Below are 21,581 nucleotides of genomic sequence, written 5' to 3'. Positions count from 1 at the left end.
GTTATTTACAAAAGAACTGAATAATAAGGGAAAGCTATGCGTATTGGTGTACCTAAAGAACGCGTTGCCAACGAAGCCCGGGTTGCCGCCACGCCTAAAACCGTCGAGCAATTGCTTAAGTTGGGTTTTAGTATTGCGATGGAAAGCGGCGCCGGCACGCTGGCGAGTTTCGAGGATGCCGCTTTTGTCGCGGCGGGCGCGACGCTGACAACTACCTCTGAAGTTTGGCAGTCGGATATCATTCTCAAAGTCAACGCGCCGACTGAGGATGAAATTGCCTTGCTGCAAAGCGGCACGACATTGATAAGTTTTATTTGGCCGGCGCAAAATGCCGACCTGCTAACGGCGCTGCGCGCTAAAAACGTGACCGTCATGGCGATGGACGCTGTGCCGCGTATCTCCCGCGCTCAGTCGCTGGACGCCCTGAGCTCGATGGCCAATATCGCCGGTTATCGCGCCATTGTTGAAGCGGCTCACGAATTCGGCCGCTTCTTTACCGGCCAGATTACGGCGGCGGGCAAAGTGCCGCCGGCCAAAGTTATGGTGATAGGCGCCGGGGTCGCGGGGCTGGCCGCCATCGGTACCGCGGGCAGCCTGGGCGCCGTGGTTCGCGCCTTCGACACCCGTCCCGAGGTGAAAGAGCAGGTGCAAAGTATGGGCGCCGAGTTCCTTGAGCTGGATTTCAAGGAGGAGGCGGGCGGTAGCGATGGTTACGCCAAGGTGATGTCGGACGCTTTTATCAAAGCCGAAATGGCGCTGTTCGCCGCACAGGCGCAAGAAGTCGATATTATCGTCACCACCGCGCTGATTCCGGGCAAACAGGCCCCCCGCTTGATTACCAAAGAGATGGTGACCAGCATGAAGCCGGGAAGCGTTATTGTTGATCTGGCGGCGCAAACCGGCGGTAACTGTGAGCTCACCGTGGCGGACACCGTAACGGTGACCGATAATGGCGTTCGTATTATCGGCTATACCGATTTACCCAGCCGGTTACCTACCCAATCCTCCCAACTGTACGCCACCAACCTCATCAATCTGCTGAAGTTACTTTGTAAAGAGAAACAGGGCGATATCGTGGTGGATTTCGACGACATGGTTATTCGCGGCGTCACCGTGATACGCGATGGCGAATTGACCTGGCCCGCGCCGCCTATCACTGTTTCCGCCCAGCCGCAGCCGGCGCATGCGGCCCCTGCCGCAAAACCCGCAGAACCGCCCCGTCCGGCGTCGCCGCTGCGTAAATATGCCCTTATCGCTTTGGCGATTATTTTATTTTGCTGGCTGGCGAATGCGGCTCCGCGCGATTTTCTCTCGCATTTTACGGTGTTCGCCCTGGCCTGTGTCGTAGGCTATTACGTTGTCTGGAATGTCAGTCATGCATTGCATACCCCGTTAATGTCGGTCACCAATGCTATTTCCGGCATTATTGTCGTTGGCGCATTATTGCAGATAGGTGATGGCGGATGGGTTTCATTCCTGTCGTTTATCGCCGTGCTGATCGCCAGCATCAATATCTTTGGTGGTTTCACCGTCACTCAGCGCATGCTGAAAATGTTTCGTAAAAATTAAGGGGTGAACCATGTCAGAAGGACTCGTCACGGCGGCTTATATCGCCGCCGCCATTTTATTTATTTTTAGCCTGGCGGGGCTATCCAAGCACGAAACATCGCGGCAGGGAAACCTGTTTGGCATTACCGGCATGGCTATCGCGCTTGTCGCGACGGTGTTGGGGCCGGACGCCGGCAATGTCGGCTGGATTATCGTCGCCATGGTCATCGGCGGCGCCATCGGAATTTATCTGGCGCGCAAAGTTGAGATGACCGAAATGCCGGAGCTGGTCGCCATTTTGCACAGCTTTGTCGGTTTGGCGGCGGTGTTGGTCGGTTTTAACAGCTATCCGGAACATCAGGCCATCAACAACGCGGTCATGGAAAATATCCATTTGACCGAGGTTTTTCTGGGCATTTTTATTGGTGCCGTCACCTTCACTGGCTCGATTGTGGCCTTTGGCAAGCTGCACGGTAAAATTTCCTCCCGTCCGCTCATGCTGCCGCGGTGCTATCAAATGAATCTCGCGGCGCTGGTGATTTCGTTTCTGCTGTTGATATTGTTTGTGCGCAGCAACAATATCGGACTGCAGGTATTGGAGCTATTACTCATGACGATTATTGCCCTGGCGTTCGGTTGGCATTTGGTTGCTTCCATTGGCGGTGCCGATATGCCGGTCGTGGTTTCCATGCTCAACTCTTATTCCGGCTGGTCGGCCGCGGCGGCAGGCTTTATGTTGAACAACGATCTGCTGATTGTCACCGGCGCGCTGGTCGGCTCCTCCGGGGCTATCCTCTCTTATATTATGTGTAAGGCGATGAATCGCTCCTTTATCAGCGTCATTGCCGGCGGCTTTGGTAACGATATCAGCGTCGGCGACCCTGAGGCTGAAATGGGAGACTATCGCGAGACCACGGCGGAGGAGGTGGCCGAACTGCTGAAAAACTCCAGCTCGGTCATCATTACTCCCGGCTACGGTATGGCGGTTGCGCAGGCGCAGTATCCGGTGCACGATATTACCGCCAAGTTGCGTGCCCGCGGCGTTAACGTGCGCTTCGGCATCCATCCGGTGGCCGGGCGCTTGCCGGGACACATGAACGTGTTGTTGGCGGAGGCCAAGGTGCCCTACGACATCGTGCTTGAGATGGATGAAATTAATGAGGATTTCAGCACTACCGATACCGTATTGGTCATTGGCGCTAATGATACCGTTAACCCAGCGGCGCAAGAAGATCCCCGCAGTCCCATCGCAGGAATGCCGGTGCTGGAAGTATGGAAAGCTCAAAACGTCGTGGTATTTAAGCGTTCGATGAATACCGGCTATGCCGGCGTGCAAAATCCGCTGTTCTTTAAGGACAATACGCAAATGCTGTTTGGTGACGCCAAGCAGAGCGTCGAGGCGATTTTGCGTGCTCTGTAACTGTTAATCCCCGCTGGCCGGCCCGAGTTTTGTTGTCGGCATGCCTGGCGGTGCGATGTACTATGAGGCTAGGGTCGCGTCTAGTGCCTTTTCCTGAGTAGCTCACAACGCTTTCACAATGCCCGGTGGCGATATCGGGCGATTACCGGTAGCGCGCCGCCAACTGAGGAGATTGTCCGCCAAATACCGCCAGGCATGCGTGCTGAACGTTGGGCAACGCCGGGCGCACAGATAACCTCTCCCAGATCAAGGCCGCGCAGGCTGGCGGTCACAGCCTCATCAGCGGTCATACGCACCATCGCACTTAAATCCATTCCCTGACGTTCGTGAAATTCGGTGGCGACGATCCCTGGACAAAGCGCCTGAATACGCAGGCCAGCGGGTGATAGTTCTTCGTGTAATGCTAATGACAATGACACCAAATGGGAGAGGGCGGCCACATAGATAGCCCGCCCGGGGGCCTGCCCGAGCGGGGCTGTCGCGCCGAATGCCAGCATGCCTGCCACATTGATAATTGTATCGCCCCCGCGGGTTGCCATTCCCGGTGCGGCGGCGTACGCCAGTAAGGTAGGCGCGACACATTTTACCTGAAGCAATTCGCTGGACTTCTCAGAGGGTAGCGCCGTTAAGCTCATATAATGAGCCACCCCGGCGTTATTAATAAGCAATGAAAGGGGCTCCTGCCGACATAACGCGGCCACGGTGGCAATGCCTGTCTCGCAGGCTAAATCCGCCACGACCGTGCGAATATCGGCGGCGGGAAATTCGGCGGCCAGGGCGTCTAATCTGAGCTTGCGGCGACCCACAACAATCAGGTTATAACCTTGGGCGGCCAGCCGGCGAGCGAAGCTGAGGCCAATGCCCGAAGAGGCACCGGTGACCAACGCCAGCGGTGTCGTGCTGTTCATGCTTTGTTCTCCTTAATGATAGGGAGCCGGTGCGAGATGTTCCCCACATTCGGGGTGAATGACGCACAGTCAGTTGGCGTGACCCGTTTTGATACCTTTTCCCATACAGGACAGCGTCTTGACGCAACGTCAGCGGAAAGCGTATCCAAACGGCGTAAGACCGTTTCATTTGGTGCTAGAAGGCACGTATTCGGGCTAGGTGCGGCAGTTGATTTTAGCGCGAGTACGAAAAATATCCGGGCTGTGTTCGGCATTGTAGCCCGCTGCCTGAACGAGAGGTATCCAGGCAGTGGTGTACAGATTGTTCGTTTTTACGTACAATTTTGTCGGCTTGAGATGATGAAAAAATAACGGGCAGGCCGTGTCTTTGTTCGCGGCTGAGCGCCGGCGCTGTCTTGTCGCTAAAGAGTGTCACGGGCATCTAGGGGATTTAGGGTGGCGAAAAGATCAACGGACAGGTTAGGCGATCTGAAAGCGTTTGCAGCTATAGCAAACGCCGGGGGATTCCGTCAGGCGGCGCGATTGCTGCACGTCAGTCCCTCGGGTCTTAGCGATGCGGTAAGGCGGCTCGAAAGCCATCTGGGCGTATGCCTGCTGCACCGAACCACGCGCAGCATACATACTGCCGACGGAGAAAGGAAAGCAGCTGCTGGAGCGCATTGGTCTGGCATTCGACGAGCTTTTTCATCTGGAGCCGACAGGCCCTTTAATTTACAGTGCAGGGACCGCAACCGAACTCGGCGTAGCATCGGCCGTGGCGGGGCTCGGCGTTATTTATCTGTTTGAAGGCTGGCTTCGATCCTATATCGACAGTGGAGAACTGGAGCCGGTACTGGAACCTTGGTGGCGTACATTTCGGGGGCCCTATCTTTACTATTCCGGCCGCAGACTGATCCCGCCGCCGCTGCGCGCGTTTATCGATTTCCTCGCTTTAGATTATCGGGGCGTGAAATGTGGCCGGTGAGGTTATCTCCTCTCATTCTCCGCAACAGGACGAAATAAACAATCTGCCCTTGAGCCGCGAAAGTTTGCCAAGAATATCCTCCTCGTAACCTACGCTAAAAGTATAATTTCCTGCAAACAGATGGCAAAATAAAATTTTCCCCTCCTTATTGGTAAATAAGCACTACAGTTTATTAGCGTATTTCCGGGTCCGCTGTGCCGCTGGTTTCCACTCGGCAGGCATTAGCGGTACTCATGGGGCAATAATGCCTGATAATTCAAATGAGGAGAGTAATTATGAAAGCTTTAACCACCATCGCGTTAATTTTGCTCATTGTCGGCGGCGTGGATTGGTTATTGGTTAGACTGTTTCGCTTCGATTTGGTGGCGACCATTTTTGGCGGTCAGGAAGCGATGATTGCACGCATTGTCTATGTGATTGTCGGGCTGTGCGCCCTTTATTGCCAGTCGCTCCTGCCGAAAATAGCAGTGTGGCATCGAAGAGTATAATACGGCAAAACTCAGATCGATAGACAAACCACGGCGGCGTCGCCCCAAAAGGCACCCTGAGGTGCCTTGTGGTTAACTCAGACAGCCGTTACTCGTATTTATCCCCTTGCTCCAAGGTTACCGGCGAAACAAAGTCATCCGGTTTTATTGCTAGCAGATCACATTTCAGATGGTCGATCACCAGCTCGGTGGTATTGCCGATAAACGCAGCGGAAAAACTGGTGCGGCCAATGCTGCCTATGACCACGACGCCGGCATCCAGATGCTCCGCTAAATCGGGAATCACTTCTTCAGGCATGCCTTTTTCGACGTGGGTGTATTTCTGATCAAGGCCGAATTTTTGCCGTAGACTTTTCATGGCAAGAAGATGCTGCCCGCGAATCGCATCGTTATAGACGCTGGGATCGAAATCAGGTAATTCAATGACGATATTTATCGGCGTGACCTGGTAAGCGCCCACCAAATGCACCTCGGTTTGATTCACTTGTTTGACCAAGGCCAGTGAGGCTTCCACCAGCTTGATATTGAGCGGATCGTGATAGGGCTCTTCGCCGGAAAGATTGACCGCCACCAGCGCTTTACCGCCCTCCGGCCAGGGCTTGTCTTTCACCATCCATACCGGACAAGGGCATTTACGTAATAAATGCCAGTCCGTCGGGGTAAATATCACGGACTCAAAACGATCGTACTGATGGGCCATTTTTAATAGCAGATCGTGGCCAAAAGCCAGGACCTCCTGAATAATCGCCTCGAAGGGGCGGTTATGCCACACCACTTTGATTTCAATCTGTACGCCGCTGTCGAGATAATGCCGACATTGCTCGGTAATCCACGCGGTACGCTGTTCAATGACCCCCCGGCGCATGGCGGTCCGTTCATCGGGAGACAATAGCGTTGTCATTTCATAAGAAAAATCATAAATTGGCAGGAAGGCTTTAATATGGCACCCCAGCCGTTGAACCAGATAGACCGCTCTGCGCAGCGCAGGCTGATCGTCCTGATCGGGGTCGATTGCTACCAGCAGGTTCTGATACTTTGCCATAACGTCTCCTTACTTCTGCGGTTCAACTGAACGTTTAGAATAAGAGTAACTCATCAGGGCAAACACTGACAGGTAAGAAATGAAGCTGGATCAATAAAATAACAAAATTACCGATCCTGCCGCTATTCAAACGGTTTTTTGCGGCGTGCCGGCCAGATCGGACAGCAGGGCGTGATTTTCGATAGTGATATATTTGCCTTTTACCACCAGCATCCGGCTTTTTTGGAAGCGTCCGAGCAAGCGACTGATAGTTTCCACCGTCAGGCCAAGGTAATTGCCGATATCACCGCGGGTCATGGTCAGCCGGAACTCGCGTGGTGAAAAGCCGCGCTGGGCGAAACGGCGTGAAAGATTATAGACAAACGCAGCCAGACGCTCCTCGGCGTTCTTCTTCGACAGCAGCAGGATCATATCCTGATCGCCTTTGATCTCACCGCTCATCAACCGCATCATCTGTTGACGCAGATTAGGCATCTTGCCGGAGAGATCGTCGAGGGTTTCAAAGGGTATTTCGCAAACCATCGATGTCTCCAGCGCCTGGGCAAAGCTCGGATGCTGGCCGCCGTCGATGGCATCAAAGCCCACCAGATCGCCGGCTAAATGAAAACCGGTTATCTGTTCGTCGCCCTGTTCGGTAATGGTATAGCTTTTAATCGTACCCGAACGGATGGCGTAGAGCGATTTCAACTCATCACCGGCTTTGAATAGCGTTTGGCCCTTCTGGATAGGTTTTTTACGCTCGATAATATTGTCGAGCTGGTCCAGCTCGTGCTCATTGAGGGTAAAGGGAATGCAGAGCTGGCTGATACTGCAATCCTGACAATGGATGGCGCAGCCGCCGGACTGAATACGTCTGATGATACGCTTTTCAGGGATAATCATATGTCGCCGCTCATGCAATATTGATTTGCGTCAATTTTAACATTAATTGCTACCGTTATAAAAGTGCCGCAGTGGGTTGGTGCACTTTTCGCCAAAAAAGGGCGGATGCGGGGGCGAAAAGGCCGTGAAATATCGCGAAGTGGGGAGCAGTATTTACCCCCGGACCCTGCGTCGTCGTCCGGGACGGAGTGAGTGAGATACGATGACATATGACGATAAAGCGTTATTTAACCAGGCCATGAAAGATGTCAGACCGTTGAAACAGCGCGCCAGCTTGGTGTTTCTACCGGCAAAAACGGCCACGTCGCCCCGGTCGACGCCGGAGCGCCAGCCCGAGGAAAACTTTCTCACTACCGAGCTTTTCGCGCCGCTACCCTGCGAAATGCCGCTTTATTTTAAGCAAGACGGTATCCAGCAGGGGCTTATCGATAAACTTGGCCGCGGCAAATATGATATCGATGCCAGCCTCAACCTCAATATTAGCCGTATGCCGGTGGCGCGAGAAGAGTGCCGCACATTGCTGATTATTCACGGCGGCAGCGGCGCCTGCTATGTGGCGTTGCGTAAGTCGGCACGGGCGAAAAGCGAAAATCGCGAGCGCCACGCAAAACGATTACGCTAAGCCCGTCTAAGCCCAATGCGGCTTTATGCATCCAACGGCTGCCTGTACCGGCGTGTGTGGCCGCCAGACGCTGACATTGGCCGCAGGCGCGGTGATTTCCATCCGCGCGGCGCCGGGACTGTATACCGGCTCTTCAACAAATATGACGGCGAAATGCTGCGCCAGACGGCTTAACAAATGCTGCGGGCGCTGCCAGACAAAGTCCCAGCTAAGGTGGCTAAATACAATGATCGTCTGCATAGTTTTATCCTGGCCCGGTGGGCAATGAGAGGAAAACAGCATCTGAAAGTGGTCGAGCTTGCGCTGCACCCGCAGTAAGGCCGTCGCATAGAGCTGGCAAAGTGTACGCGCCAGGGGATCGGCCACGTTCGGCACCACATCCCATAAACCGCTGTGGTGCCAGTGGTGTATGTCTTCCCAATCCGACCGGTCGATGGCCGGATAAAGGCAGATACCTGCAATATCGACGCCGCCCGGCGTGGCGATCAGATGGATGAGCGGATCGCAGTGCAGTAAGCGGGCGCGCGGATCGGCCGCCCAGATGGCATCGCACCCCCCAGGGCTGCGCGCACGAGCTGGCGTTTCCCCTCCCGGCCGACATCGTCAATGGCGCCTTGCCGGCAGTGAAAAAGCTGTATCGCCAATCCCCCAGCTGGTTCATTCATCGGTGAATAGACTGGCGCCCGGTCGTAATAGGGCGCCAGCCAGGCGGCCAGCGCGCCGCAAAATCGCGCAAAGCGCGGCACGAACTGGTCGGAAAAAATATCAATATCCTCCGGCCAGCCGTAATGACAAAAGGTCCAGCAGATCTGAATATCAAGCCGCCGGGCGGCTTCCAGACGACTGTGCAGCGAGGAGAAATCAAATCGTCCCCGCTGTTCCACCAATCGCCAGCCGACGCTCTCCCGCACTATGGTAATCTGCAACGCTTTAAGCTCGGCATAATCTTGGGGCGCGCGTGACGAATGGCCGGTGAGCTGATTCATTGAAAGTTTAAGGCCCTGGCGATTAACGTGGTCGGCCCCTTCAAACCCTGCCTGCCAGGGAGAATCGAATACTTTCATCGCGACGCCTCCGATATGGTCGACAAAGCGCGGATTGCGCCGAAATAGAAATTAATAATATGCAGTGCTACGTAAGTGGCCGGCGCCGACAGAACTTATTCATGGGAATAACTTTTGAACCAATAAAAAGGGCGTACCGGTACGGCCCGTCAGCCTGATAGGGAGCGGGCGGGGGTGTTTGCATTAAAGATGCTGCCGTACAGGGCAGGCGCGGCAGTGAGAAACCTCGCCAGCGTTACCGCGCAACGCGCGTGCTGTTGCGCTTAAACCCTAACAGCCGCGTTTTTGCAACAGACGGCATAGCACAAACCGGTTCTCCCGCGTTGTCATGATTAAAAGCTAATCATTAGCCTTTTATTATGGTAGAATTGAAGCAGTGTTAACACGGCAATATCCCTACTGGTATTGAGAATACATAATGTACTTTTGCGACCTGCACGTTCCAATAACATCGCTTACCTTAAGGTGAAAAACGTTTATTGACGACGATGCGAGCAAAAGGTGGCAAAATATGGCACGCCATCCTTGTATCTTGAAATTTAGTTAGCATGGTTATGAATAGATTTGGCAAGGTGTATGCAGTCTGATTCATCCCAGGGTTTATAGCCCGTAGAGAAGTTAATGACGCCTATACTGAGCCACTCATCTGAAACCTGAACAGTTGTCCGTACTCCATAACGTATTTGCAAGGATGGGTAATAATGAGTCTGCCAAATCCACTTTTTGTGGAAATTGATGTTTCTAAAGCGACACTGGACATTGCTGCCAGCAGTGATATTGCTCAGTTTACGGTCAGTAATAACTCTGACGGTTTTGATGCTATTACTGATGAACTGAGAAAGTATCCGGTGGTGTTGGTTCTGATAGAGGCCACTGGTGGACTTGAAGCTGCCGTGGCCTGCTTGTTTCAGGCTGAAGGCTTTGACGTCGCGGTGGTCAATCCCAGACAGGCTCGTGACTTTGCCCGCACTATGGGCTATCTGGCAAAAACGGACCGTATTGATGCACGGGTGCTTGCACAAATGGCGGAGGTCATTAATCGACATCCAGGGCGGGAACGCTTTATCCGTGCCATGCTGGATGCGGAGCGTCAGGTTCTTGCTGCGATGGTAGTGCGCCGACGCCAGCTAACAGCGATGTTGATTGCTGAGCGTAACCGTCTTTATCCCGTTCATCCACAGAGCGGGAAAAGTATCAATATCATCATCAAAGCGCTGGAAGATGAGCTTGCCAGAATCGATGAAGACATGAACAACCACATCAGGAACCACTTCAAAGAGCTGGCTGCCAGACTGAGCAGTATTAAAGGGGTTGGTACGATGACGGTTGCAGCGTTGCTGGCGGAGGTTTCCGACCTGGGTAGCCTCTCGAGACGAGCCATCAGCGCGCTTGTAGGCGTTGCTCCCATAAACCGGGACTTGGGTACCATGTGGGGCCGGCGAACCATCTTTGGCGGAAGGGGCGGAGTCCGAACAGCGCTTTATATGGCCGCACTTGTCGCAACCCGCTTTAATCCGGTGATAAAAGCATTTTATACGCGGCTGCTTGCAGCGGGAAAAGCCAAAAAAGTCGCGCTGGTTGCCTGTATGCGTAAACTTCTGACTATCCTGAACGCGATGCTCAGAAAGAACGAAGAGTGGGATGAATCGTACCATCACGTTTCTCTATAATTTTATCGTTCAAGACAGTTGCTTTTTTAACTCAATTGAGTAATCGACATTTGGGCAAAAACGGTTGGTTTTATGCGTATCTCTCCCGGACCCTTGGGCGTGAAACATTATTCATTCTCGGTCAATTGTTGTCTCTAATACCGGGCGGTTATTACTTTAATGTAATGATTGAATCGTTTCCAGTTTCGACAAAGGTAAATAAGTTGGCAAGTGCTTATTGACGGTAGGTAATGACCTGAGTAAAGTATACCGGCGGATGATGTCTTTCTTGCTAATACACTATCGGGATGCTTCTAGGAATAAAAAAGGAGGCGATACAATGGATGTTGACATCTCCCCTCAACTGATATATATGTTTGAAAATAGCAAAGATCCGTGGGGGGTAAAATTATTTACCCATGATAAATCATTTCACTACTACAGTAATCAATCTAATCTTGATATGTTGAATTTGCCCGTTAACTTCGATATCGAAGGTAAAACTGATATCGAAATACCGCATCCGACTTCAGAATATGCCTACCATTTCCAGAATCATGATTTTGAAATTTTAAAAAGGCAGATCAATATTACTTCCATTGATATCTATCCTTATGGAAAGGAGGCAACGCTGCAACCGTATGCCTGTGAAAAATTTCCACTTTACGATTGCAACAAATGCTGTATTGGCGTGGTTTACCATGCGCGAAAATTTTCTCCCTACAACTTAGGAAACCTCCTGAATATTAATGTATCCGGCACTTATACGTGTCGGCTTGGGACGGGCGAGGGTGGAGCACTCGATCCGGATGATATGTTTACGGAAAGAGAAATGGAAATTATATTTCTCACTATTCATGCATTAAGCGCAAAAGAGGCAGCGCGGGTCCTTAACATTTCCCATCGCACGGTTGAAAATCGGTTACGGATTATTTATCAAAAAATCGGCATCAATTCCTCATCACAACTTGCCGAGTTTTGCAGGCAAACGAAATTACATTACAACATTCCCCCCGGCCTGCTTAAGATGGGAAGTTATCTGCATTTTCAATAAGTATTAACCCTAACGGCGCGGACGTCAGTCCAGAGCCGTACATGGATTCACTTATTCCAACATGGATATTTCTATGAATGATGATTTTGTTTATGGCAGGGTTCCCCGTGCGCAGCGTTCAACTCTTTTCACCATCACGTTAATACGAATAGGCTCTATCACCGCGCTGTCGCAATTCATGCTGGGGGCAACGCTTGGGCATGCTATGTCATTTTGGCAAGCGATGCTGGCGACCCTGTTGGGTAGCCTGATTTTGGAGTTTGTCGGTCTGGGACTGGGCCTTGCCGGCGTGCGCGAAGGGCTGCCTACTTCGTTGCTTTCCCGCTGGTGCGGTTTTGGCCGTTTGGGGTCCGCCCTCATTGGGCTGGCGATAGGCATAAGCTCGCTCGGCTGGTTTGGCGTGCAAAACGGCATTTTTGCCAAAAGTCTGGCTTATGCTTTTGAGGGCAAATTATCTTTTGCCTGGTGCGCCGTCATCTCGGGTTTGGCCACTACGCTGCTTGTCGCTTTTGGCTATCGCGCCTTGGGCTGGACGGCGAGAATTGCTGTGCCGCTTTTTATCATGATCGTGGTTTGGGCTGCTTATCATGTATTGCCGGGGAATAGCACCGCCGAGTTGTTCGGATACGCCCGCGATCGCGCGACAACGATTACGCTGAGCGCCGGGGCAACGATGGTGGCGGGCGGCTATATTGTTGCAGCGTTAATTACGCCGGATATCAGCCGCTATTGCAAAGACGGTAAAAGCGTATTCTGGATGATGACGATCTCTATTATCGTTGGCGAGTTCATTGTCAATGCGTTGTCGATTTTAATTGCGCATGTGCTCGATACAGAAGACGTGGTGAGTATCATGACGCAAAGCGCCGGTTGGTTGGGCGCTGCCTCGGTGATGCTCGCGGTAGTGAAGGTCAATGACATTAATCTTTATAGCGTATCGCTTGGGGTCAGTAATTTTATTCATGTCTGGTCCGGTTTGCGCATTAAATACAGCTACATCACCCTGATAGCTGGGTCGGTAGGAACGCTATTCACCGTGACGGGAATTTTGCATAAATTTATCGATTTTCTGATGATGGTCGGCGTGGTTTTTCCTCCCATCGCCGGCATTATGTTAGTCGATTATTACCTTTTGCGCACCCACCGTGCCCTATTGGACGCTACTCGCCAGGAAGGGACGCTTCCCGACAGAGCCGCAACGCCGTTCGTCAATGGGGTGGCTTTATTTTCCTGGGGCGTTGGCGCCGTCTCCGGCTATGTGATTACCGTGGGCATTCCTGCGCTGAATGCGATAGCCATCGCCGGCGCTCTATATTGGCTGTTGTCGCATCTTAAACATAATGATAGTAAACGCGTGTCTGAGGGTGAGAGGTAACCATTGTTTACATTAGCTTTAGTACAAACAGATGCCTATTTGGGTGAAAAACGGAGAAATCTCGAACGGTTGCAGACATTTTGCCATACCGCTAAAAAAGAAGGGGCCCAGCTCATTTGTTTTCCTGAATTGGCGACGACCGGCTATGCACCCACGCTATTGGGCCCTGAATATCATGCATTGAGCGAAACACGACAGGGTGAAACAAACCGGATGTTCAGCGCGCTGGCAACAGAGCTGGGGGTCATTATTGTTTGCGGTTTCATTGAACGCGATATGCAAACAGACGCCGTTTATAATGCCGCAGGCGTCTGGTTGCCGGGGCAGGAAAGCTGGTTAGGGGTATTTAGAAAAATGCATCTTATCCAGGAAGAAAAACGCTGGTTCACGCCCGGCCAACAACTTCGGGTATTTGATACCCCCCTCGGACGCATCGGCGGTATGATATGTTATGACGCGGGATTCCCCGAAGTCGCTCGTAGTCTGACGCTCAAACAGGCCGACTCTTTGCTCTTGTTATCTGCCTGGCCTGAAAAGGACAAGGATATATGGTATATTAACGGCCCTTGCCGGGCGCTGGAAAATACTATTTATTTGGCCGCGGTCAATCGCTGGGGCAGAGAGGGTGATTGCCAGCTGTTTGGCGGTAGTCAAATACTCAACCCACGTGGTCAAGTAATGGCAAGAGCGACGGAACACGCAGAGCAAATCCTTTATCATACCATCGATAAGCAAGTTCAGTCGGCCATTCGCCACACCTTGCCTTATTTGGCTGACCGGCAGCCCGAAAATTATCGGTAAGTATTTCCCCACGCCGTGAATGCGGGCCCGGCACCCGAAAAAAGCGCGGGTGCCGGCCTGTTGTAGGATAATGCCGGCATAGCGCGCCGGATTTCCAGGCAAGCGCTGCCCGGGACAGGGCTTTTCCCGCGCCGGCCAAATTCCCACCCGGCATTCGTCATCGTTAGCGGTTTGTCATAAGCCGCCAGGGGAGACGCCATAACCAGCGTAGCGGAGGGACTTCATCCATCCCTCCGGATAGCATTTTTAAGCGTCATTAGTTAGTACGCATAATGTAGATTATGTTAAATTAAAAATGGGCATAACTTTTGTAACATGCCTCGCGTCAACAAGGGAACAAGGGGTTCCTGTTCGTGAGGCGAACCGAAAACTAATCTATCCTGCAACATGAGATGGGTATCGGAAATGGTTAACCGCTCTTTTTCAAGGCCGTGTTTATTAAACAACATGTTGACGTTAACCGTAGATGATATATAGCTTTGCTGCTGGTTAGCGGCTGATAAGGTATCGACTGCATCGCCAAATTCCGCCACGGGCCATTTCAAGCCAATAGCAATATCTACGCCCTGACGCTTACTCACCTCAAAACTGACCTCCGGTTTGCCCACCTTCATCCATACGTTATCCACGCAGATAAGATCCGGCGGTTGGTGGTTAAACTGATCAAAAACCTGGTCCTGTATGCGTGGGCCAATGCTTTCAGGAATTAAATAACGGCTCAATGCCAGCAGACTCATGGGATTGTTGTCTACCATATTGGACAATTGTTCTAATTGCCGCTGTTTTAGTGGCGATAGCCCTGTTTGACCCATCCAGCTGTTTTTTGCCTGGGCGATGAATTGACTCCCCATGTCGGTAAGCCAACGGCCGTAATTCAGGTGGCTGTTATCTATTTTTAGATTAATGCCTTTATCCAATAATTTGATGAATTCACCGTCCGCCACCAAGGTATTGACTTCTTGAGGATGGTGTACCGGGACGCGGAATTCAGTATCAATATAATTCTGCAATTGCGCCGACGGCGGATGTGCACTCGCAAGCTGTACCGATACCGCTTCGATGTTGCCAGACCAATTCTGTGCCACTTTAATTTCCGGGGTGGGTAGACGGGTCAATAAGGATCTGATGGTGGCGGCATCCTGCTGCAGCGTTTCGCGGATGCCCTTAGGTAATGCATCGATATTTTGGTTGACGATAGTGCTTTGATCGGTGGCGTGGCCCATCATCACCACCCTGGCAAAATCTTTTGGTGAGATGTCTTCCGACACCACCAGATCGCTCGGCCAGTATTCGGTGAACACGGCTGACAGATCCTTTTCGCTATAGGGCAACTGCAAGTATTGCTGAATATTATCGATCTGCTGGCATACGGAGGTCACCATGCCGGGAACCTGATTCACCACAAACTCCAAAGTCTGCAAACCCTTTGGCGGCGGCGGTAACGTACTCGATTCAGGGGCCAATATCTGATACAATTTCCAGGCGGCCATATCATGCAGATGGGTACTTTGCCGGAATTCAGGCCGGTCCAAGATGGCGCGTTTTAGCGCTGACATGAATGTGGCGGAAATCATTTTACCGCCGGTAACGCCTGTAAAAACATTGTCCAGCGCCAAACGCAAAACATTTTCGCCGCCGTCAAATTTGGTTAATGCGGCCAGCACGCGTTCCACGCCATGATCCTGGATTAATGCCGGCCCGATATAGTGTGTAATACCGGCGGCGATTTTCCGCGCCAGTTCACCCTGCCCTTTAGATTGTAAAATGAGATCAACCAATGGCGCCAACCCGTTTTCGGCCTGCGCTCGGGTATTATCGAACAGCGCTGATCTGCCCTGATTAACAATCTCTGCGCTACGTTTTCCTAAACTCTTATTGCTTATGACATAATGCTGCGCCAGCGTGATCGTATCGGAAATGATATTTTTAGCCAGCTTGTCTCGTGTAATTGAACCCAGGCTGATGCGTTTGGTTAAGGCATTTAATTTGCTATTGCTGTCCATGCAGCGATAAATGAGGACACGAAGGCCAAATTTGGCGATGGTGGCATTATTCATGGCGTCAAGGTCCTTTTAAAGCGTTGGCCGGCGGAAGCATCCAATAATGACGCCTGGGTTGCCTGACCTATTTGGGGTAAATTCTCTTTCCAGTATTGCGCTTGATCAATTAGCGTTTCGACGCACTTCAGGGCGGCTTCTGCCGATAACAGGGCTAAATCCATCAAGCAAAAGAGGATGATTCGCTGGCCGCCGGCGTTGTAGCCAAACCAGCAGCGATGTGTGGCGATACCGAATAAATGGATCTGCAAAAGAGAGGCAAAAAAATCATCCGACAGCGGTTGGGTAATTTGCATCACCGGCGAAAAGAGATACACGTGGCTGTCATGATTTTCAAACGTAATATCGATATTATCGTCGAAACGAATAGTGCAGCCACCGCTTTGCAGTGCGTCGTTAATATTTAAATGCGCATCCGCATTGAGTGATTGTAGGAGTTCAGAAAAAGTCATCGCGTTATCTCTGGTCAGTTCGCACATTTTACCGCCCGATGGTCGGCAAATATGCTCAAGAACAAGTGTTTATTTAAAATAATATAATTAATTAAATAATTATATAAAATTTCGATTATATTTTTTTCAAGCACAGCGATGCGCAGCCAGACAGGGCCCCTTGCAGCTGACAGCCAACATAGTCAGGCATTGGGAATTTGACATGACTGTGCGAGATTACCGCTCATCCTGCGTTGCCCTATTCTGAGCGAGTGAGATGAAACGGGCGTCGAGGGAAGGAGGGATTTGGCTTGGTCAATTACGCGCCCGGGCCCGGCGCAGGACAGAGAATGAGGAAATAAAGTGCAGCGCCCGATCGGAGTAAGCCGCCATTATAGGTTGTTGGAGAACAGCTCCGCCATTTTCACTGCATCATAATAACCCCAGATTTCGCTGATTTTATCGTTGCGCATGCGTATTACCTAGCAGTAGTGCATGTTGAAGTCTACGCCATTACTCCCTCTTCTGCATGAAATTGCAGGCAAGCCATGTTCCCCTCGACGATGATCGATTCGACGACGGGACGGGGCCAGGAGGCCAGCCTGTAGTCGAGCTTGTTTATCACCTGCTCGCGATAGGCATGTATACCGTGTGATATGTTCCGGCTACGGGTGACGTTCCCATGGAGTTAAACACTACATCGTCATGCAGCGCGGCAAAAAAACCGCCGTCCAGCCGCGCGGGCGGCGATGGAGGAAAAAAGAGATTCAAGAAACCTGCGGTAATCAGTATGGGATGAATGCATTTTACTCTCTCCTTGCTCGGCGCCGGTTCAGTCGCGTGAGTGCAGTACTTCGTTCAAGCCGTCGGTCAAAAGTCGGAGCACACACGACCCGCCATCTACCGGCAATAGCGTGCAGCGTTTTATTTTCCATTGCTCCTGATGACGCTCTAGCTCCCAACGATTGACAACGGCACGGTGGTATTCTGTACCCGGTTGAGGTGCTGTGATTAGCCAGCGTGCGGCGTTTACCTTCCTGATCAAGCTGTATAATCAGAAGATAGGAAATCACCACCGCGCTATCACCGTTTAGAAAGATAAGGGGCAACCCGGTAAAATGTGCCAACCCGCCTTGAATCGCTTCTTCGTGCTCCGGTTTGAGCGTAAAGGCGGCGATCGCCTCGACCCTGCGCGCCCTCGAGCTGGGGGCCGCGATCGAATACGCCCTCTTGCACATAGACTGAGGCGGTATAATCGTTGTGCGCGGTATCTGCACTGGGCGGGTGCGAGGCGATAAGTTCATAGATGGCAAGTTTATCCTCGATAATACGTAAGCGCGCCAGGGGCGAGTTCCGTCATGTTCTATACCTCATCTTGCGATGGTGATGGCTGACAAAATTAACGGGAATCATGATGGTTTATGTTATGACAGGTAACAAACCGCTGGCGATGGCCTGGAAAATCCGTGGCTGAACCCTGGCAATTTCACATTGATGGTCGCTGGGTCACCCTGCCTGTCAGCGGAAATCTGACCGTGGACGATAGGACCCGCCTGCTCGCTGCCGCCGTCGCCGGTGTCGGGGTGGTGCTAGTCACGGAGGAAATGGTGCAAACAGCGCTGCGAAAGGCAGTCTTTGTCGTCTGTTTGCCGGCAGCGAAGAGACATTCCAGGGCTACTATCTATGCTGGCCACAGGGAAAAAGTGAGCTGGTCGCCCATACCCAGCCGGTGAAAGAATATATTTATATTTTGACGGGCTGTGTGGATGTCACGGTAGGGGAAACCGTAAGCAGGTTAAACGTCGGTGATTCGATGTTTTATGCCGCCAAAGTCCATAACCCGGCGCAAGAGGACTGTGAGTTTTTACTGGTGATTGATGGTAAGCAGGCTTGAGGCAGGCTGGGCCTTTTTCTACCAGGGCGGACGTCCCGCTGGACGTCATAGCGGGATTGGCCCAGGCCATTGTCCCGAATACCCGTAAGCCCAAGAAGAAACGATGCCCTTTTTCTGACGTTCGCTCATGGGGAAATAAACGGATGAGACCGATACGAATGAATTGTTATAAATTTCGCCCAAGGCACAGCAAAACTTCTATTGATGGTTAAAGATTGCATTGCTTTAAAAAACCGCTTTCTCTATCATGCATTCTCCTGGTAAATATAGGCCGAGAGACTCTCATGCTATTTAGTCTACATAATCACATTCTATGCTCTTCCATTCCTACCCTAAGTAATGCCCCTCCCCCTGTTTCTGATGAAATAAAAATAAAGATCGATAACATCACCCGGAATAAACACGTTATGGTATTCAGTGGTTTTTCTTTTCTGGGCTATCATGACGAACAAGCGCTTGTCGACAAGTTCAAACATATTATTTTCCGTGCTATCGTCCAATACGGTATCGGTAATTTATGCGTGGGCGCCGGCGCCACCCGTGAAGCTATTGGTAAGGTCTATGAGCTTGCAAAAGAAAAAGGCATTCAAACCCTGGGACGGGTGTCGGAACAAGCGCGAGAAAGCACGTCGCTGTCTGAACATTGTGATGAATGCATTTTCATTTCTGACCCGATGGCATCCTGGCAAGTGCGGGATCCAGAGGGAAACTCCTACATGGTTTATCTGGATACCGACAAGGCGGTCATACAGCGTACCGGCGAGTTTCTGGCTTTTGGCGGAGGTCAGATCACATCACGCTTAAAGAACTTGAAGAGGCTGAGCGCTCAGGTATCAAACCAACCGTTTATCCTGATTTTACAACGTGCGCCCGCCGTGTCACCGCACGCAGGCAGAGTGACCCCCATAGCGATGTAACGCCCGTCCGTATCGCCTATAGGGACTTGAAACCGCCGCCTTGTCGTTAACCTGCATAATGGCATTACCGTGATGTAACGTTCACAGGTCAAGCAGTGCCTTTTTCAAGTCTGGTTTATTAAATCACAATACAACACCGGTGCATTGATAAAGTTTATATTTTTAATAAAATACCCTCCATATCAAATCAAAGTAAGTTTTATTCATAACGAGGAAGGTAGCTCATTCAAAAGGTGAACGTGGTTAGTTTTTAAAATTACATATCTCTTAAATCATAATAACTTTGTAAGGTAACTAACATGAGCAGTCAGTTAATTCAGAAAGACCAATATAGCGATGAGTCATATCAGTATGATGGTTTTGACCCTAAGACCAATGATTCGGCCTACAGCTATACCTCTGCCCGGGTGATGAAACGCGTTTATAATAAATACGACACCAAGAACAAACCAAAAGTGTTTGGCTATTATACCGACTGGGGACAGTACGATGGCAGAGCATTATCATCGCCACCCTCCGGTAGCGTTGATGTCGGGAGTCGTGGCCGCGGGGTCGATTTCTCGCAATTATCCCCGACCGCCTATGATAAAATTATTTTCGGATTTACCGGTATTGTCGGCGATAAAGGTGCCAATCAGTATAAAATCGAGCAGGCCGCGGCGTGGACCGGGAAAAAGCAATATGAAATGACCATTCTGGATCCCTGGGGTGATTGTCAGGCTTACTTCAACAACGGTTTTTCAAGTTATAAAGATTTTGGCTTCGGTCCCGGCACTACATACAATGGCGGATCGCAGGAAGATTGCTTCAAAGAAAGTCACCCCAATCTGCAAGGGGTGCTGGGCGCCCTACTGGCTCTGAAGAAAAAAGCGGCGCTGGCAGGGCATGATCTTGCGCTTTCTTTCAGCGTCGGCGGCTGGACGATGAGCGAAATCTTCCATGAAATGGTCAAAAGTGACCAGGCGATCAACACTTTCGTCAGCAGCATCGTTGATTTCTTTCAACGCTTCCCCAGCTTCTCTGAAATCGATATTGACTGGGAATATCCGAATGCCGCAGGTGCCGGTAACCCCCATGGCCCTGAAGACGGTGCGAATTACCAAAAATTGATTGCTGCTCTGCGTCAGGCGTTTAATAGCCATAACCGGCAAGATATCAAAATCAGTATCGCTTCGTCCGCCAATGTCGACGTCCTGCAACATTCCAATATCAAAGGGCTGTTAGCTGCCGGGTTATACGGTATCAACGTTATGACCTATGACTTCTTTGGTACGCCGTGGCACGAAGGATTGACGAATCACACCAATCTGTATAAAACTGAGCATTCCAGTTATAGCCTGGAAGAGGCGGTGACCTATCTGCTAGAACAGGGGGTGGATCCGGACGTCATTAATGTGGGCTATGCTGGTTATTCCCGTAGCGCCAAAGGTGCCGAAATCAGCTCTTTCTCGCCGCTGAAGGGCACCTATGAAGGTAATGACACCACCGTCGGCACGTTCGAGTCAGGTTGTGTTGAATGGTATGACGTTCTTTATAACTATCTCGATTTGGAAAATAAATCAGGTCGCAATGGCTACCAGGTTTATACCGATGATGTCGCCTGTGCCGACTATCTGTATAGCCCGACGGCGAAGGTTTTCCATTCCATTGATACACCGCGTAGCGTCAGGGAAAAAGCCCGCTATGTGATTGAAAAAGGTCTTGGCGGTATTTTTACCTGGACCATCGATTACGACAATGGCTTGCTGGTCAACGCAGCGCGTGAAGGGTTGGGCTGTCCGATTGTTGATAAGGTCATCGATATGAGTCCATTCTATTTCAAGGGGATTAATATCACTGGTGAGGATGAAGGCAAGCCGGATGAGCCGAATACCCCTGACAAACCAGCGGCAGCACCGGTCGCCAAGGTTGAGATTAAAGCTTTCGCGGGCAGTTCGTTACTGTTCTGTGGTCAGCAGTCCGTCAATGCCGCCTGCTATGAATGGTCCGCCACCCAGGGGGCCGTCATCGCCGCGCCGCATGCCGAACAGACTGCGGTAGTGCTGCCTAACGTCAGCGTGGATACCCTCATATCCATAACCCTCGCCGTGACGAACGAAAGCGGTGAGCGGGCAACCGCTGTTTTCGCGTTAACGGTTGTTCCAAAGGATGACACGGACGAGCAGCCGGAAACGCCGGATGAACCGGAAACCCCTTCGCAATATCAGCAGTGGATAGCCACTCAGATCTACACCGAAGGCAACCTGGTTTCCCATAAAGGCGTCGATTATCGGGCCAACCATTGGAGTCAGGGGGATGAGCCAGGTCTGTCTACCACCACCGGACAGTATGGTTTCCCGTGGTCGGTGCTGGTTGCCTGATCCCATTGCGTTATACCGATTCGGGTGAACGTCGTCACCCACGTTGACTCTTATCGATGCATCCACCCGCCGTCAGACACGGCGGGTTTGTTACATCTGGTCTTT

Annotated in this window: 21 protein-coding genes; 14 read left to right on the top strand and 7 right to left on the bottom strand. The window is 51.4% G+C overall.

The genetic code is table 11. The features are described 5' to 3' along the window. Positions 1-36: 36 nt before the first annotated feature. Complete coding sequence (gene pntA, locus SGP1_RS13155) at positions 37-1,569, top strand: Re/Si-specific NAD(P)(+) transhydrogenase subunit alpha (RefSeq protein WP_011411308.1); 1,533 nt, start codon at positions 37-39, stop codon at positions 1,567-1,569. Positions 1,570-1,579: 10 nt separating this feature from the next. Beyond that, positions 1,580-2,968 (top strand): Re/Si-specific NAD(P)(+) transhydrogenase subunit beta, encoded by a 1,389-nt coding sequence (pntB, locus tag SGP1_RS13150; RefSeq protein WP_011411307.1) that lies wholly within the window; start codon positions 1,580-1,582, stop codon positions 2,966-2,968. Positions 2,969-3,081: 113 nt separating this feature from the next. On the opposite strand, the gene SGP1_RS13145 is transcribed toward pntB, so the two are convergent. After that, positions 3,082-3,876: an SDR family NAD(P)-dependent oxidoreductase gene (locus SGP1_RS13145; protein WP_011411306.1), complete on the bottom strand. Its 795-nt coding sequence runs from the start codon at positions 3,874-3,876 to the stop codon at positions 3,082-3,084. A 408-nt stretch (positions 3,877-4,284) separates the two neighbouring features. On the opposite strand from SGP1_RS13145, the gene SGP1_RS35690 reads away from it, so the two are divergent. The 3 genes from SGP1_RS35690 to SGP1_RS13125 all read left to right on the top strand — a co-directional run bounded on the left by SGP1_RS35690 (position 4,285) and on the right by SGP1_RS13125 (position 5,328). Continuing rightward, positions 4,285-4,662 (top strand): helix-turn-helix domain-containing protein, encoded by a 378-nt coding sequence (locus SGP1_RS35690; protein WP_341532809.1) that lies wholly within the window; start codon positions 4,285-4,287, stop codon positions 4,660-4,662. Then, positions 4,631-4,840, top strand: a complete 210-nt coding sequence (locus SGP1_RS35685; RefSeq protein WP_041866986.1) for a hypothetical protein — start codon at positions 4,631-4,633, stop codon at positions 4,838-4,840. Before SGP1_RS35690 ends, SGP1_RS35685 begins: the two co-directional genes overlap by 32 nt. A 275-nt stretch (positions 4,841-5,115) precedes the next feature. Continuing rightward, positions 5,116-5,328, top strand: a complete 213-nt coding sequence (locus SGP1_RS13125) for a DUF378 domain-containing protein (protein ID WP_041866985.1) — start codon at positions 5,116-5,118, stop codon at positions 5,326-5,328. An 88-nt stretch (positions 5,329-5,416) separates the two neighbouring features. Here the strand turns inward: SGP1_RS13125 and uspE are convergent, their stop codons facing one another. Both uspE and fnr read right to left on the bottom strand, forming a co-directional pair. Next, positions 5,417-6,370 carry a universal stress protein UspE gene (gene uspE, locus SGP1_RS13120; RefSeq protein ID WP_011411305.1) on the bottom strand — a complete coding sequence of 318 codons (954 nt, stop codon included), beginning with the start codon at positions 6,368-6,370 and terminating at the stop codon, positions 5,417-5,419. A 126-nt stretch (positions 6,371-6,496) separates the two neighbouring features. Next, on the bottom strand, positions 6,497-7,249 hold the full coding sequence (gene fnr, locus SGP1_RS13115) for a fumarate/nitrate reduction transcriptional regulator Fnr (RefSeq protein WP_041867551.1): 753 nt from the start codon (positions 7,247-7,249) through the stop codon (positions 6,497-6,499). A gap of 205 nt (positions 7,250-7,454) precedes the next feature. Here fnr and SGP1_RS13110 point away from each other — a divergent pair, with 205 nt between their 5' ends. Beyond that, positions 7,455-7,874 carry a hypothetical protein gene (locus tag SGP1_RS13110; RefSeq protein ID WP_011411303.1) on the top strand — a complete coding sequence of 140 codons (420 nt, stop codon included), beginning with the start codon at positions 7,455-7,457 and terminating at the stop codon, positions 7,872-7,874. Between the two features lie 6 nt (positions 7,875-7,880). On the opposite strand, the gene SGP1_RS13105 is transcribed toward SGP1_RS13110, so the two are convergent. Further along, positions 7,881-8,240 carry a glycosyltransferase family 1 protein gene (locus SGP1_RS13105; protein ID WP_148203497.1) on the bottom strand — a complete coding sequence of 120 codons (360 nt, stop codon included), beginning with the start codon at positions 8,238-8,240 and terminating at the stop codon, positions 7,881-7,883. 119 nt (positions 8,241-8,359) lie between these two features. After that, the gene (locus tag SGP1_RS13100) at positions 8,360-8,938 is read right to left on the bottom strand and encodes a hypothetical protein (protein WP_011411302.1); all 579 of its coding nucleotides are present in this window, start codon (positions 8,936-8,938) and stop codon (positions 8,360-8,362) included. 701 nt (positions 8,939-9,639) lie between these two features. Between SGP1_RS13100 and SGP1_RS13095 the strand changes: the two genes are divergently transcribed. The 4 genes from SGP1_RS13095 (at position 9,640) to SGP1_RS13080 (ending at position 13,817) form a co-directional block, all read left to right on the top strand. Then, the gene (locus SGP1_RS13095) at positions 9,640-10,608 is read left to right on the top strand and encodes an IS110 family transposase (RefSeq protein ID WP_011411301.1); all 969 of its coding nucleotides are present in this window, start codon (positions 9,640-9,642) and stop codon (positions 10,606-10,608) included. Between the two features lie 319 nt (positions 10,609-10,927). Continuing rightward, on the top strand, positions 10,928-11,641 hold the full coding sequence (locus tag SGP1_RS13090; RefSeq protein ID WP_041866983.1) for a helix-turn-helix transcriptional regulator: 714 nt from the start codon (positions 10,928-10,930) through the stop codon (positions 11,639-11,641). Between the two features lie 73 nt (positions 11,642-11,714). Next, positions 11,715-13,016 (top strand): purine-cytosine permease family protein, encoded by a 1,302-nt coding sequence (locus SGP1_RS13085; protein ID WP_173340361.1) that lies wholly within the window; start codon positions 11,715-11,717, stop codon positions 13,014-13,016. Between the two features lie 3 nt (positions 13,017-13,019). Next, a complete protein-coding gene (locus tag SGP1_RS13080; RefSeq protein WP_011411298.1) occupies positions 13,020-13,817 on the top strand; it encodes a nitrilase-related carbon-nitrogen hydrolase in 798 nt (265 codons plus the stop codon). Between the two features lie 284 nt (positions 13,818-14,101). Here SGP1_RS13080 and SGP1_RS13075 read toward each other — a convergent pair whose 3' ends face one another. Together SGP1_RS13075 and SGP1_RS13070 are read right to left on the bottom strand one after the other, a co-directional pair. Then, positions 14,102-15,874, bottom strand: a complete 1,773-nt coding sequence (locus tag SGP1_RS13075) for a hypothetical protein (protein WP_011411297.1) — start codon at positions 15,872-15,874, stop codon at positions 14,102-14,104. Then, positions 15,871-16,353, bottom strand: coding sequence for a type III secretion system chaperone (locus SGP1_RS13070; RefSeq protein ID WP_011411296.1), 483 nt, complete (start codon positions 16,351-16,353; stop codon positions 15,871-15,873). The genes SGP1_RS13075 and SGP1_RS13070 overlap by 4 nt, the downstream gene beginning before the upstream one ends. Before the next feature lie 1,418 nt (positions 16,354-17,771). Between SGP1_RS13070 and SGP1_RS13065 the strand changes: the two genes are divergently transcribed. From SGP1_RS13065 to SGP1_RS13055, 4 genes are all read left to right on the top strand, one after another. Continuing rightward, complete coding sequence (locus tag SGP1_RS13065; protein ID WP_041866982.1) at positions 17,772-18,038, top strand: hypothetical protein; 267 nt, start codon at positions 17,772-17,774, stop codon at positions 18,036-18,038. Continuing rightward, positions 18,035-18,199 carry a cupin domain-containing protein gene (locus tag SGP1_RS29765; protein WP_148203496.1) on the top strand — a complete coding sequence of 55 codons (165 nt, stop codon included), beginning with the start codon at positions 18,035-18,037 and terminating at the stop codon, positions 18,197-18,199. The genes SGP1_RS13065 and SGP1_RS29765 overlap by 4 nt, the downstream gene beginning before the upstream one ends. Positions 18,200-18,606: 407 nt before the next feature. Continuing rightward, positions 18,607-19,116, top strand: a complete 510-nt coding sequence (locus tag SGP1_RS13060) for a hypothetical protein (RefSeq protein WP_041866981.1) — start codon at positions 18,607-18,609, stop codon at positions 19,114-19,116. A gap of 299 nt (positions 19,117-19,415) precedes the next feature. Next, the gene (locus SGP1_RS13055; protein ID WP_011411294.1) at positions 19,416-21,476 is read left to right on the top strand and encodes a glycosyl hydrolase family 18 protein; all 2,061 of its coding nucleotides are present in this window, start codon (positions 19,416-19,418) and stop codon (positions 21,474-21,476) included. The last annotated feature ends 105 nt before the right edge of the window (positions 21,477-21,581 follow it).

The sequence above is a fragment of the Sodalis glossinidius str. 'morsitans' genome, from assembly GCF_000010085.1.
GTDB lineage: Bacteria > Pseudomonadota > Gammaproteobacteria > Enterobacterales > Enterobacteriaceae > Sodalis > Sodalis glossinidius.
The sequence above is the reverse complement of the archived record's forward strand: the minus strand, read 5'-3'. Positions and strand labels throughout refer to the sequence as shown.